We start from the raw sequence: 12,841 nt of genomic DNA on the forward strand, positions 1-12,841 counted from the left end.
CATGACGCCCCCCATGCAGGCCGGCCACGACTCGAGCGCCCGCGCGCTCCCCGCCGCCGTCCCCGACCCCGCGCCGGAGGCGCGCCCCGGCGGCCGCAAGCGCCTGCTCGTCCGCGCCGCCGCCGCGGCGCTGGCGGCCCTGGCGCTCCTCTTCGGGCTCCACCTCTTCCTCACCCGCGGCGAGGAGACCACCGACGACGCGCAGGTCGAGGCGGACGTGGTGCCGATCGCGCCGCGCGTCGCCGGGGCGGTCCTGCGGGTGGCGGTCCACGACGACCAGCTGGTGAAGAAGGGCGACCTCCTCTTCGAGCTCGACCCCGCCGATCACGCCGCCCGGGCGCAGCAGGCCGAGGCCGAGCTCGCCACCGCGCAGGCCCAGGCGGCCGCGGCCGACGCGCAGGTCCAGGTGGTGGAGGCGAGCGCCCGGGGCGGGTTCGCCGGCGCCCGCGCGGCGGTCAGCTCCAGCTCGGCGGCGCTGCAGCAGGCGGACGCCCAGATCGCGGCCGCCCAGGCGGCCCAGCGCCGCGCCGAGGCGGAGGCGGTGAAGGCGCGCGCCGATCTCACCCGGGCGCGGCAGCTGCGCGCGGGCGACGCCATCGCCCAGGCGCAGCTCGACGCGGTCGAGGCCGCGGCCGAGTCGGCCGAGGCGGGCGTGGCCTCCGCGCGCGCCAACCTGGCCGCGGCCGAGGAGGCCAAGCAGACGGCGCGCGGCCGGGTGGGGGAGGCGGAGGGGCGCCTCGGGCAGAGCACGCCCGTGGCGGCGCAGATCGCCTCCGCCCACGCCGGGGCGGAGCTGGCGCACGCCCGGGTGAAGAGCGCGCAGGCGGCGCTCGACCTGGCGCGCCTGCAGCTCCGCTACACGCAGGTGGTGGCGCCCGCCGACGGGCAGGTCTCGAAGCTCACGGTGCGCGAGGGGCAGCTCGTGGCGGTGGCGCAGCCGGTGGCCCAGCTCGTCCCGAGCGCCACCTACCTCGTGGCGAACTTCAAGGAGACGCAAGTCGGGGCCATGCGCCCCGGGCAGCGCGTCGACGTGGAGGTGGACGCCTACGGCGGCAAGACGCTGCAGGGGAAGGTGGAGAGCCTCTCCGGCGGCACCGGCGCGCGCTTCTCGCTCCTGCCGCCGGACAACGCCTCCGGGAACTTCGTGAAGGTGGTGGAGCGGGTGCCGGTCCGCATCGCCTGGGTCGATCCGCCGAAGGACCTCGCGCTGCGCGCCGGCCTGTCCGCCACCGTGACCGTGCACACGCGCTGAGCGCGGTCGGCGGGGCGCGGGGGTAGGCGCCCCTCCCACCCGTAACCGGCCGAAATCTTGCGCCATCGGGGGTGGCTGCTAGCGTCCGGGGCGAGCTCGGAGGAGCTCCGATGAAGCGCCTCTTCCGCCACCGCACCGCCCTCTACCTGGCCGCCCTCACGGCGCTGCTGGCCCTCTCGGCGGCCGATCCCGGCGGCCTGCGCAAGGCGCTCCTCCAGGAGCGCCAGGTGGCGCGCCTGGCCGAGGAGAACGCCGCGCTGGAGCAGAGCGTGCTGCGGCTCCGGCGCGAGGTGAAGGCGCTCTCCGGGGACCCGGCCGCCCTCGAGCGCGCCGCGCGCGAGGAGCTCGGGTACGTGAAGCCGGGCGAGATCGTCTACCGCCTCGACGAAGGCGAGGCGCGGTGAGCCCGCCCGCGGCCGCGGCGCCCCCGCGCGCGCCGGTGGGGAGCGCGCGAGAGATGCGCTCCCGGCTCCCGGCAGCCCGCTCGCGGCCGCTGCTCGTCCTGGCCTGGGCGGCGCTCCTCGGCGACGACGGCCTCCTGGGCGAGCCGGCCCGCCGCCGCGCCGGCCGCGCCGCGCTGCGGGCGCTCCCCGCGCTGGCGGCGGTGATGACGGCCGCGCTGCTCGTGGCGCGCCCGCTGGCGGCGGCGCCGCTCGGGCGCGCGCACGCCGCGGCGGGGCTCCTGCTGGCCGGCGCGCTGGCGGGCGTGCTCGTCCGGCGCCTGCGCCGGGGCAGGGCGGGGCGGCGGCTCGACGCGCGCGAGGCGCTCGAGCTCGGCGCCCTGGTGCTGCTCGCGGCGGCGGCGCTGACCCGCGCCGCCGAGGCCGGCGGCCTCCCCCGCGACGCCGCGCTCCAGCCGCTCGTCTACCTGGCGGTGGCGGCGCTGTCCGCCTCCCTCCCGCGCGGGCCGGGGCTGGCGCTCGTGGCCGGCGCGCTCGCGCTCGAGGCCGGCGGCTGGTGGGGGCAGGGGGGCGTGGCGGCGGACCTGCCGCGGCTGGCCGCGCGCGGCGGGTTCATCGCGCTCTTCGCGCTCCTCTACCACGGGGTCCTGGGCGCGCGGATCGCCGCCGGGCGGCGCGCGGAGGCGGCCGCCATGGAGCGGCGCCGGCGCGAGCTGGACGAGCGGGCGCGCCAGCTCCGGCTGCTGGCCGTCTCGGGCGAGGCGGCCGAGGGCGGCCGGGCCGAGCGGGCGGAGCGGCTGGGCGAGGCGGCGGTGCTGGAGACCGACGGCGCCGCCCGCGGGCTGCTCGACGTCGCGGGCGCGGCCCTCCGGGCCACCGCCGCCGGCGCCTACCTGCTGAGCGACGACGACCGCGAGCTGCGGCTGTGGGAGGGGCGCGCGGGCTCCCGCCTGGCGCGGGTGCTGGCCGCCGGCGAGGGGCCGCTGGGCGGGGTGGTGAAGCGCCGCGCCGCGGTCCGGATGCACGGCGAGCTGCGGGGGCTGCGCCACCGCGAGGGCGGCCCAGCGCCGCGCGCGCTCCTGGCGGTGCCGCTCCTCTCGCGGGTGGGTGGTCACCTGCGCGGGGTGGTGCTGGCCGATCGCGACGAGGCCGTCCCGTTCGACGAGGCGGACGAGCGGCTGCTGGAGGCGGTGGCGGCGGAGCTGGCGCGGGCGGCGGCGGCGGAGCGGCTCATCCGCGACGGCCGCGCCCGGCGCGAGGAGCAGGAGCGCTTCTACGGCGCCATCGAGCGGCTCAACCGCGTCACCACCCCGCGGCAGGTGCTCGACGCCGTGCTGGCGGCGGCGGCCGACATGGTGACGGTGGACTTCGGCGCGGTCACGCTGCAGGACGACGGGACGGGGTCCATCCGGCACAAGGTCGCGCGCGCGGTCCTCGCCGGGGGCGCCACCGCCGCCGAGCTGGAGGGGAAGGAGTTCGCGGACAACGGGGGCCTCGTCGCCTGCGCGGTGCGGCTGGGCTCGTCCTTGCCCGGCAAGGCGCTGCGCCTCTCCGAGGCGATCGTGTTCGACGAGGAGACCCGGCTGCGCGGCCTCTCCTCCCTCAAGATCCTGCCGCTGCGGACCGGCGACGCGGTGCTGGGCACGCTGGTCGTGGGGGCGCACCGCCCGCTCGCGTACGACGGGGACGCGGTGCGGCAGCTCGAGATCCTGGGCCTCCAGGCCGGAGACGCGCTGCAGCGCGCCCGCCTGTTCGAGGCCACCGAGCGGCTCGCCACCACCGACGGCCTCACCGGGCTCGTGAACCACCGCACCTTCCAGGCCCGGCTCGACGAGCACCTCGCCGCCGCCCAGCGCTACGGGAAGAAGCTCTCGCTGCTCCTCACCGACATCGACCACTTCAAGTCGGTGAACGACACCTGGGGTCATCCGGTGGGCGACCTGGTGCTGAAGGGCGTCGCGCGCATCCTGCAGAAGGAGGCGCGGGTGACCGACGTCGCGGCGCGGTACGGCGGCGAGGAGTTCGCGCTCGTCATGCCCGAGACCGACCAGGCGGGCGCGCTGCGCACGGCCGAGCGCATCCGCGAGAAGGTGGCCGGGGCACGGTTCCGGACCGAGCAGGGTGAACTCTCGGTGACGATCTCCATCGGCGTCGCGACCTTCCCCGGCGACGGGCGGCAGAAGGCGGAGCTGGTGGAGCTGGCGGACGGCGGCCTGTACCACGCGAAGCGGCACGGCCGGAACCAGACCGTCGCGCTGGGCCAGCTGCGCGCGGCGCGCCGCGCCTGAGGGCCGGCGGGCGCTGGCCCTCTCCCTCCCCGCCGCGGCCGCCGCCCCGCCGGCTGACGGAGGCGCGCGATAGGGTGCTCCGGGAGGGCGGCGCCTGCTAAGATCGCGGCCGGCCGGACACCCGCGCGCCCAGGGAGCGGAGCGACCTTGAAGAAGAACTTCATCCTCGACACGAACGTCCTGCTCCACGATCCGCGTTCCATCTTCGGCTTCGGCGACAACAACGTCGTCGTCCCGATCCACGTCATCGAGGAGATCGACAACTTCAAGCGGGACCTGTCGTCGCTCGGCCGCAACGCGCGCCAGGTGAGCCGCTACCTCGACGAGTTCCGGGTGCAGGGGAGCCTGGGAGACGGCGTGTCGCTGGGCCCCGACAAGGGGACCATCCGCGTGCTCATCGGCACGCACAAGCTCCCGCCCGAGATCGGCGAGGGGCACTCCGTCGACAACCACATCCTGGCCACCGCGCTCGACGTCCGCGACCGGGAGACGCTCCCGGCGGTCTTCGTCACCAAGGACACGAACCTCCGCATCCGCGCGGACGCGGTCGGGCTCCACGCCGAGGACTACGACGTCGAGGAGGTGAACCTCGACACGCTCTGGACCGGAGTGGCCGAGGTCGACGTCGGGCCCGAGGCGGTGAACGCCTTCTACACCGACGGCTCGGTGGCGGTGGAGCCCGCGCTCGACCCGCCGCCGCCGAACGAGTTCGTGGTGCTGCGGGACAAGTCGAACCCGCAGCACAGCGCGGTGGGCAAGTACAGCGCGGCGAAGCAGGCCTACGTCCCGCTCATCAAGATCCCGAAGGAGGGCGTGTGGGGCATCCGGCCCCGCAACAAGGAGCAGTCCTTCGCGCTCGACCTCCTGCTCAACGACGAGATCCGCCTCGTCACCATCGTCGGCAAGGCCGGCACCGGCAAGACGCTGCTCGCCATCGCGGCCGGCCTGCAGAAGGCGATGGAGGAGAGCGTCTACGGCAAGCTGCTCGTCTCGCGGCCCATCTTCCCGCTCGGCCGCGACATCGGCTACCTGCCCGGCGACGTGGAGGAGAAGCTCAACCCCTGGATGCAGCCCATCTTCGACAACGTCGAGTACCTCATGAACCTGTCGCGCTCCGAGAAGAAGCAGGGGCGCGGCTACCACGAGCTCATCGACCTCGGGATCATGGAGATCGAGCCGCTCACCTACATCCGCGGCCGCTCCATCCCGAACCAGTACATCATCGTGGACGAGGCGCAGAACCTCACGCCGCACGAGGTGAAGACCATCATCACCCGCTGCGGCGACGGGACGAAGATCGTCCTCACCGGCGACCCCTACCAGATCGACAACCCGTACGTGGACGCCACCAACAACGGCCTCATCCACGTCGCCAACCGCTTCAAGAACGAGCGGCTGGCCGGGCACGTCACCATGTCGAAGGGCGAGCGCAGCCCGCTGGCCGAGCTGGCGGCGAACCTGCTGTAGGGGCGGGGGCCTGTCCCCCGCACCTGCTGTAGGGGCGGGGGCTCGCCCCCCGCCGCCCTCGGCGACGCCGTTATGTTGATCTCATGACCGACGACCCGGGAGCGGCGAGCGGCGTGAAGCTCGACTACCCGCTCGAGTACGAGTTCAAGATCATGGGCCTGGCCGGCGACGACTTCGCCGAGCACGCCCGCCGCCTGGTCGAGCGGGTGGCTGGCGCCGCGCCGCCGGAGCGCGTGAGGGTCCGCGCCAGCGCGGCCGGGAAGTACCACGCGGTGTCGGTGGTGACGGTGCTCGCGAGCGAGGAGCAGCGGCGCGCCGTGTACCTGGCGCTGCACGAGGATGCGCGGGTCGTGTACTACCTGTGAACGGCGGCGGGGCCTCGGGCCCCGCGCCATCAGTTCACGAGGGTGGGGCGGGGCGGGGTGGGGGTGAAGTCGATCATCTCCACGCCCGGGGGCGCCAGCGCGAACGTGATCTCCTCGCGCCACCCCTCGGCGTCGCCGCCGATCTGCAGCGGCATGGGCCGGTCGAACTGTACCTTCACCCGCTCGGCGTGGAAGTCGAGCAGGCCCGGGTTCGTCCACTCGCCCGACCAGATCCGCGGCAGGTTCCACAGCACCGAGGGGACCGAGAGCCGGGTTGCCACGCGGAGCTGCAGCATGCCCGGGCGCGCCTCCGCGAACGGGAAGGCGCGCATGCCGAAGCCGTAGAACGGCACGGTGCTGGCGGCTGCCATCATGCAAGGGCCGGCGTAGAGCGGCTCGCCTTGGCCGACCGGGGCGCCGACCTGCCGGCCCTGGCCGTCGAGGCGGTAGGCGGGGCCGCCCAGGTTGGTGATCTCGCAGTAGGCGGCGCCGCGCTCCGCGAGGTAGCGCGGCGCGGTGCGCAGCGCGGCCGAGAGCGCGTAGCCCGGTACGCCGACGGAGAGGCGACGGAGCGCCGTTCCGGAGAGCCGTTGCTTGATCCAGCCGTAGTCGTTGATGACGGCGGCGTCGACGCCCACGCCGGCGAAGGGCGTCCGCTTGCCGTCGCAGGCGAGGAGCTGCACGCGCCGCACGCGCTGCGCCGCGCCGGTGGCGAAGGCGGCCAGCTCCTCCACGTGGGCCGACGGGCGGGCGCCGACCACGCCCGCGACCGCGTTCCCGGTCCCGAGCGCCAGCACGCCGAAGCGCGGCGCCTGGACGCCGCGGCGCTCGGCCCCATCGAGGATGTGGTTCACCCAGCCGACGAAGGTGCCGTCGCCGCCGCCGGTGAATACCGTCTTGTAGCCGCGCGTCACGACCGCCTCGGCGATGTCGTGCGCCTCGGTGGCCGAGCGGGAGAAGAAGAGGTCGTCCTCGGGGACGATGCGCTGCAGGGACGCCCGCAGGGCGGTGTCCACCTGCCTCGCGTTCGCGTTGAGGAGCACGGCGAAGCCCGGCCGGGTGGCCGGGGTGCTCCTCATCCGAAGTGCGGAGTACGTCATCATCGAGGCGTCTCCTGTCCCGTGGTGCCGGTATGACGACCGCGCCACGGTCCTGAGCAAGCCGGGTGCCACGGCGCGTCATCCGGGCTATCCCCTCGACATTCCGATTGATGGCCGGCAAGAAAGGTGCTCCCTTGTGGGTGCGGCATTGCGTCGGGAGGGTGCCAACTGCGTAGCGCGCTACGCGGCTCGGCCGTCCGCCAGGCGGCGAGCCGAGCGCGTTTGACACCCCGATCCGCGGACTTAGGTTGCCCCCGTCAGGAGGATTTCCCACATGGCGAAGATCATCGGCATCGACCTGGGCACCACGAACTCCGTGGTGGCCGTGATGGAGGGCAAGGAGCCCGTCGTCATCACGAACGAGGAGGGCTCGCGCCTCACCCCGTCGGTCGTCGCCTACACGAAGGACAGCGAGCGGCTGGTCGGGCAGGTGGCCAAGCGGCAGGCCATCACCAACCCCGAGAAGACCATCTACTCCATCAAGCGGTTCATGGGCCGGCGCTACTCGGAGGTCGGCGAGGAGGTGAAGCGCGTCCCCTACCACGTGGTGGAGGGGCCGAACGGCGACGCCCGCATCGCGATCGACGGCAAGCAATACTCGCCGCCCGAGATCAGCGCGCAGGTGCTGCTCAAGCTGAAGCGCGCCGCCGAGACCTACCTGGGCGAGAAGGTGACCGACGCCGTGATCACGGTGCCGGCCTACTTCAACGACGCCCAGCGCCAGGCCACCAAGGACGCCGGCGAGATCGCCGGCCTCAACGTGCGCCGGATCGTGAACGAGCCCACCGCGGCCGCGCTCGCGTACGGGCTCGACAAGAAGAAGAACGAGAAGATCGCCGTCTACGACTTCGGCGGCGGCACCTTCGACATCTCGATCCTGGAGGTCGGCGAGAACGTGGTGGAGGTGCTCGCCACCAACGGCGACACGCACCTCGGCGGCGACAACATCGACCAGCTCGTCATCGACTGGCTCATCGCCGAGTTCAAGAAGGACACCGGCATCGACGTCTCCAAGGACAAGATGGTGCTGCAGCGCCTCAAGGAGGCGGCCGAGAAGGCGAAGATCGAGCTGTCGTCGATGATGGAGACGGAGATCAACCTCCCGTTCCTCACCGCCGACCAGACCGGCCCGAAGCACCTCGCCATCAAGCTCTCCCGCGCCAAGCTGGAGCAGCTGGTGGAGCCCCTCATCACCCGCTCGCTCGAGCCGACCCGGAAGTGCCTGGCCGACGCCAAGCTCGAGCCGGCGCAGATCGACGAGGTGGTGATGGTGGGCGGGCAGACGCGCATGCCGGCCATCCTCGCCGCGGTGAAGAAGTTCTTCGGCAAGGAGCCGAACCGCACCGTCAACCCGGACGAGGTGGTGGCCATCGGCGCCGCGGTCCAGGCGGGCGTGCTCTCGGGCGAGGTGAAGGACATCCTCCTCCTCGACGTGACCCCGCTCTCGCTGGGCGTGGAGACGCTGGGCGGCGTGATGACGAAGCTCATCGACCGCAACACCACCATCCCCTGCAAGCGGTCGGAGACGTTCTCCACCGCCTCGGACGGCCAGACCTCGGTCGAGATCCACGTCCTGCAGGGCGAGCGCGAGATGGCGCGCGACAACCGCACGCTGGGGCGCTTCCACCTGGAGGGCCTGCCGCCCGCGCCGCGCGGCCTGCCGCAGATCGAGGTGACGTTCGACATCGACGCGAACGGCATCCTCAACGTCTCGGCCAAGGACAAGGGCACCGGCAAGGAGACGAAGATCACCATCACCCACTCCTCGGGCCTGGCCAAGGACGAGGTGGAGAAGATGGTGGCCGACGCGAGCGCCCACGAGGCGGAGGACAAGAAGCGCCGCGAGGAGGTGGAGCAGAAGAACCGCGCCGAGAACCTCGCCTACCAGATGGAGAAGCTCGTCAAGGACAACAAGGAGAAGCTGGCCGCGGCGACGGTGAGCGAGATCGAGGAGGCGGTGAAGAAGGTCCACGAGGTGCGCGAGAAGGGCTCCGCCGAGGAGGTCAAGGCGGCGGTCGAGCGCCTCGAGAAGGCGAGCCACAAGGCGGCCGAGGAGCTCTACAAGACGGCGGGCGCCGCCGCTGGGGGCGCCGACGGCGGGCCGCAGCAGCCGCCGCCGCCGGAGGGTGGGGCCGGCAAGAAGGACGACGTCGTCGACGCCGAGTACAAGCAGGTCTGACGCCCCCGCGGCGCCGGAGCGCTGGGAACGCCCGCGGTCCACCCGGATCGCGGGCGTTCCTGCGTCTGGTGCGTCGCGCGCGACGCACCGGGTGGGGTGAGGTGCGACGTGCACCCACTGAGTCCCGTTGTCGCGTGGCCCCGCGCCCTCCTTCACGGTGAGGCAAACCCGTCTATCATCGCGTCCGGGGAGATCGGGACATGACGCTCGCAGACGACGCGGTGGGCCGGGCCGCCGATGGCTTCGAGGGGGGGGTGGCGGGCCTCGGCCTGTCCGATCTGCTCCAGCTCAACGCGCAGAACCGCTTCTCGGGCTGCTTCCGCATCGAGCACGAGGGCGCGCTGGGCGTCATCTTCTTCCGCGACGGCGAGATCGTGCACGCCGAGCGCGGCGAGCTGGTCGGGGAGGAGGCCTTCCGCGAGATCCTGGCCTGGCCGCGCGGCCGGTTCAGCGTCGAGCCGAACGTGGTCGCCGCCCGGCGCACCCTCCACAAGAGCTGCGAGCACCTCCTCATCGACGCGCTGCGCGTGGTGGACGAGCGGCGCTCCGGGCGCGCCCCCGCGGCCGCGCCGCCGCCCGCGGCCGCAGGCGGGGCGAGCGCCGCCGTCGAGGCGGCGCGCCGGGTGCCCGGGGTGGCGGAGGCGGTGCTGGTCACGCGGGACGGCAAGCGCGCCAGCGAGGGCGGCTACGAGGCGGAGGTCGTGGCGGGTCAGGCCTGCTACGTCGCGATGATGGCCGCCGAGCTGGGCGCGCTGTTCCAGGCGGGCGAGCTCCGCTCGGTCGCCGTCCAGGGCGCGCGCCGGCACCTGCTCCTGCTGGCGGGCAAGGCGCAGTCGCTGGCGGTGGTGGTCCGGGCCGATCACGAGCTGGGCTCCGTCGAGGCCGGCGTGCGCGCCGCCCTCGTCAAGGGCCGCTGAACGGGGAGGGGTGGCCATGCACGAGCTCCTGGCGCAGCTCAACGCGGTCCCCGGGGTGGTGGGGAGCCTCCTCTGCGACGGGGAGGGGCAGCTCCTCGCCCAGGCCTTCCCACCGGCGGTGGACCCGGCGCAGGCCGAGCGCGCGGCCGCGGTCCTGGCGGCGCGCGCCCCCGGCCTGGAGGCGGCGGTGGGCAAGGCGGCGCTGGCCGACTTCCGCTTCGCCGGCGCGCGGGTGGTGGTGAAGGGGCTCGAGGGCGGCGGTCAGCTCCTCTTCCTGTGCGCGCCCAGCATCAACCTGCCGTTCCTCACCATGTCGGCCTCGAGCGTGGTCAAGAAGCTCGAGCGCGCCGTGCGCGAGCGCCCCGGCCGCCCCGGCGCGGGGGCGCTCCACCGCGCGGTCCAGCGCGTGGACGAGCTCATCCTGCGGAGCGGCGGCGACCGCTTCAAGCTGCGCGGACAGATCGCCCTCAAGGCGGGCTTCGCGCTCGACCTCGTCGACCCCGACAGCCCCGACGACCCCGACAAGCTGAAGAAGCTCGAGGCGGCCGCGACCGCCGTGCTGGGCCAGCCCTTCCGTGCCGGAGATCCCACCCCATGAAGAGCCTCTCCATCCGCGTGAAGCTGGTCGTGTCCGTGGTCCTCATCTTGAGCGCCTCCGGGCTGGCCAGCGCCGGGCTCGTGCGCGCGCTCTACGCGCGGGCCGTCCGGAGCGCCTCCGAGGACGCGCTCCGCTCCGCCTCCACCGCCTACGAGGACCTCGAGCGCAACGACGTCGAGAAGCTCTCGACCGTGCTCGACACCCTCGTCCTCAACCCGGCCATCCGGGAGGCGTTCGCGGCCAAGGACCGCGAGCGGCTCGCCGCCGTGACCGCGCCCATCCACCACGCGCTCAAGGCGGAGCACGGCATCGGGCACTGGAACTTCGTCGAGCCCGAGACCCGCAAGATGTTCTTCCGCCCTCACCTCCCGGCCAAGTTCGGGGACGTGATCGAGCGGCAGGGCCTCCTCCGCGCCATGGCGCGGCAGGAGACCTCGGCCGGCAAGGAGCTCGGCAAGAGCGAGTTCGCCCTCCGCGTGGGGCGGCCGTTCGTCGTCGACGGCAAGCTCATCGGGTACATGGAGCTCGGGGAGGGCATCCAGCACTTCCTCGGCAAGATGAAGGCGCAGACCGGGAACGACTTCGCCATGTTCATCGCGAAGCGCTTCATCGACCAGGGCGAGTGGGCGCGCACCCGCGGCGCGGAGCGCAACGGCTGGGACGACTGGCCGGAGGTGGTGGTGGTGAACAGCACGACCGCCGACCCCATCGTCGACGCGTCGGCCATCGCAGGCGGCGGCGGCGCCAGCCAGATCCTCAGCGAGGAGGGCCGGGGCGGCGCCGCCTTCGTCCGCGGCGTGGTGCCGGTGCGCGACGCCTCGGGCACGGTGGTGGGCGGGCTGGTGGTGCGGCACGACATCAGCGCCCTCAACGCGGGGATGCGCGCCAGCCTGGTGCAGGCGCTCGCCTTCGTGGTGGCCCTCGCCCTCGTCGCCTGCGGCCTCATCTTCCTGCTGGTGGAGCGCCTCATCTTCGGCCGCCTGCGCCGCATGACCGGGACCATGGAGGACCTGTCGGTGCGGCTCGCCGGCGGCGACTACGGCGTCGGGGCGGCGGTGGTGGCGACGAACGACGACGAGATCGGCCGGTTCGAGCGGTTCTTCGGCGAGTTCCTGGCCCTGGTGGGGAACACGCTGCGCGCGCTGGCCGACCGCAAGCAGGCGGCGCGGCAGGTGGGCCGCCCCCCCGCCGCCTGACGGAGCGCCCCGGCGCGGGACCCGCGGCCCGCGCCGGCGCCGCGAGCGCGCGCTGGCGCCGCCGCCCCGGCGGCCCTACCATCCGGCGGTGCACCTCACCATCCTCAGCCGCTCCAGCGCCATCTACACCACCCGGCGGCTCGTCGAGGCGGCGCGCGCGCGCGGTCACCGCGCGCGCGTGCTCGACCCGGTGCAGGTCGAGATGGGGCTCGGCGGCACGGCTCCGGCGCTGTACCACCGACGCGCGCCCTTCCCGCGCACCGACGTGGTCATCCCCCGCATCGCGCTCTCCGTGAACCAGTACGGGCTGGCGGTGGTGAACCAGCTGCAGCTGCTCGGGGTGACCGTCCTCAACTCGGCGCAGGGCATCTCCGCCTCCCGCAACAAGATGCGCTGCCTGCAGCTCCTCGCCGGGCGCGGCATCGGCGTGCCGCTCACGGTCATGGCGAGCGACGCCTCCGGCCTGAAGGACATGGTGAAGCACGTCGGGGGCCTGCCGGTGCTGGTGAAGCTGGTCGCGCAGAGCGAGAAGACCGGGCTCATGATCTGCGAGTCGTTGCCCTCGCTCGAGGCCGCGCTGGAGGCGATCCTGGGCCTCGGGCAGAACATCGTGGTGCAGCAGTACGTGAAGGGGGCGCGCGGCCGCGACCTGCGCGCCTTCGTGGTGGGCGGCCGGGTGGTGGCGGCGCTGCGGCGCCGGCCGCGCGCGGGCCGCTTCGCGCGCACGCTGGCCCGGGGCGCGCGCATCGAGGCGTGCCGGCTGCCGCTGGAGGACGCGCGGGTGGCCGTCGAGACGGCGCGGGTGGTGGGCCTCGAGGTGTGCGCCGTCGACATGCTCGAGGTGAAGGGCGGCCCGCTCGTGTTCGAGGTGAACAGCTCGCCCGGGCTGCGCGAGGCGGAGGAGGCGTGCGGCGTGGACGTCGCGGCCGCGATCGTGGCGCGGGCCGAGGAGCTCCGCGCGGCCCGCCCGGCGCCGCTGGGGCTCGCCCGCGGCCGGCGCGGCGCGGCGCCCCGGCGGGCCCAGCTGCCGTGAATAGTTGGGGTCCCCGGGCCGTCTCTGCTATGGAAGCGCAGATGG

11 protein-coding genes are annotated in these 12,841 nt (G+C 74.0%); 10 read left to right on the forward strand and 1 reads right to left on the reverse strand.

Annotation, left to right across the window (positions count from 1 at the left end; all coding sequences use genetic code 11):
- Position 1: 1 nt before the first annotated feature.
- From HWY08_RS10015 to HWY08_RS10035, 5 genes are all read left to right on the forward strand, one after another.
- Positions 2-1,252 carry an HlyD family secretion protein gene (locus tag HWY08_RS10015; RefSeq protein WP_235969556.1) on the forward strand — a complete coding sequence of 417 codons (1,251 nt, stop codon included), beginning with the start codon at positions 2-4 and terminating at the stop codon, positions 1,250-1,252.
- A 110-nt stretch (positions 1,253-1,362) separates the two neighbouring features.
- Complete coding sequence (locus HWY08_RS10020; RefSeq protein WP_176064725.1) at positions 1,363-1,656, forward strand: FtsB family cell division protein; 294 nt, start codon at positions 1,363-1,365, stop codon at positions 1,654-1,656.
- A gap of 53 nt (positions 1,657-1,709) precedes the next feature.
- A complete protein-coding gene (locus HWY08_RS10025; RefSeq protein WP_235969557.1) occupies positions 1,710-3,941 on the forward strand; it encodes a sensor domain-containing diguanylate cyclase in 2,232 nt (743 codons plus the stop codon).
- Between the two features lie 147 nt (positions 3,942-4,088).
- Positions 4,089-5,408 carry a PhoH family protein gene (locus tag HWY08_RS10030; protein ID WP_176064727.1) on the forward strand — a complete coding sequence of 440 codons (1,320 nt, stop codon included), beginning with the start codon at positions 4,089-4,091 and terminating at the stop codon, positions 5,406-5,408.
- A gap of 83 nt (positions 5,409-5,491) precedes the next feature.
- Positions 5,492-5,773 (forward strand): DUF493 domain-containing protein, encoded by a 282-nt coding sequence (locus HWY08_RS10035; protein WP_176064728.1) that lies wholly within the window; start codon positions 5,492-5,494, stop codon positions 5,771-5,773.
- A 29-nt stretch (positions 5,774-5,802) separates the two neighbouring features.
- Here HWY08_RS10035 and HWY08_RS10040 read toward each other — a convergent pair whose 3' ends face one another.
- Positions 5,803-6,876, reverse strand: a complete 1,074-nt coding sequence (locus HWY08_RS10040; RefSeq protein ID WP_235969558.1) for a diacylglycerol/lipid kinase family protein — start codon at positions 6,874-6,876, stop codon at positions 5,803-5,805.
- Positions 6,877-7,147: 271 nt separating this feature from the next.
- Between HWY08_RS10040 and dnaK the strand changes: the two genes are divergently transcribed.
- The 5 genes from dnaK to HWY08_RS10065 all read left to right on the forward strand — a co-directional run bounded on the left by dnaK (position 7,148) and on the right by HWY08_RS10065 (position 12,796).
- Positions 7,148-9,052: a molecular chaperone DnaK gene (gene dnaK / locus HWY08_RS10045; protein WP_176064729.1), complete on the forward strand. Its 1,905-nt coding sequence runs from the start codon at positions 7,148-7,150 to the stop codon at positions 9,050-9,052.
- Positions 9,053-9,252: 200 nt separating this feature from the next.
- Entirely contained in the window at positions 9,253-9,969 is a 717-nt protein-coding gene (locus HWY08_RS10050; RefSeq protein ID WP_176064730.1) for a DUF4388 domain-containing protein, read from the forward strand.
- A gap of 16 nt (positions 9,970-9,985) precedes the next feature.
- On the forward strand, positions 9,986-10,567 hold the full coding sequence (locus HWY08_RS10055; RefSeq protein WP_176064731.1) for a roadblock/LC7 domain-containing protein: 582 nt from the start codon (positions 9,986-9,988) through the stop codon (positions 10,565-10,567).
- Complete coding sequence (locus tag HWY08_RS10060) at positions 10,564-11,763, forward strand: cache domain-containing protein (protein ID WP_176064732.1); 1,200 nt, start codon at positions 10,564-10,566, stop codon at positions 11,761-11,763. The genes HWY08_RS10055 and HWY08_RS10060 overlap by 4 nt, the downstream gene beginning before the upstream one ends.
- Before the next feature lie 88 nt (positions 11,764-11,851).
- Positions 11,852-12,796 carry an ATP-grasp domain-containing protein gene (locus HWY08_RS10065; protein WP_176064733.1) on the forward strand — a complete coding sequence of 315 codons (945 nt, stop codon included), beginning with the start codon at positions 11,852-11,854 and terminating at the stop codon, positions 12,794-12,796.
- Positions 12,797-12,841 lie beyond the last annotated feature (45 nt).

Origin of the sequence: Anaeromyxobacter diazotrophicus, from assembly GCF_013340205.1 — a bacterium.
Taxonomy (GTDB): domain Bacteria; phylum Myxococcota; class Myxococcia; order Myxococcales; family Anaeromyxobacteraceae; genus Anaeromyxobacter_A; species Anaeromyxobacter_A diazotrophicus.

What these genes read in the sequence shown, in the direction of transcription:
- dnaK (WP_176064729.1), top strand. Translation starts at nt 7,148, where the DNA reads ATGGCGAAGATCATCGGCATCGACCTGGGCACCACGAACTCCGTGGTG.
- HWY08_RS10015 (WP_235969556.1), top strand. Translation starts at nt 2, where the DNA reads ATGACGCCCCCCATGCAGGCCGGCCACGACTCGAGCGCCCGCGCGCTC.
- HWY08_RS10050 (WP_176064730.1), top strand. Translation starts at nt 9,253, where the DNA reads ATGACGCTCGCAGACGACGCGGTGGGCCGGGCCGCCGATGGCTTCGAG.
- HWY08_RS10035 (WP_176064728.1), top strand. Translation starts at nt 5,492, where the DNA reads ATGACCGACGACCCGGGAGCGGCGAGCGGCGTGAAGCTCGACTACCCG.
- HWY08_RS10020 (WP_176064725.1), top strand. Translation starts at nt 1,363, where the DNA reads ATGAAGCGCCTCTTCCGCCACCGCACCGCCCTCTACCTGGCCGCCCTC.
- HWY08_RS10040 (WP_235969558.1), bottom strand. Translation starts at nt 6,876, where the DNA reads ATGATGACGTACTCCGCACTTCGGATGAGGAGCACCCCGGCCACCCGG.
- HWY08_RS10025 (WP_235969557.1), top strand. Translation starts at nt 1,710, where the DNA reads ATGCGCTCCCGGCTCCCGGCAGCCCGCTCGCGGCCGCTGCTCGTCCTG.
- HWY08_RS10055 (WP_176064731.1), top strand. Translation starts at nt 9,986, where the DNA reads ATGCACGAGCTCCTGGCGCAGCTCAACGCGGTCCCCGGGGTGGTGGGG.
- HWY08_RS10060 (WP_176064732.1), top strand. Translation starts at nt 10,564, where the DNA reads ATGAAGAGCCTCTCCATCCGCGTGAAGCTGGTCGTGTCCGTGGTCCTC.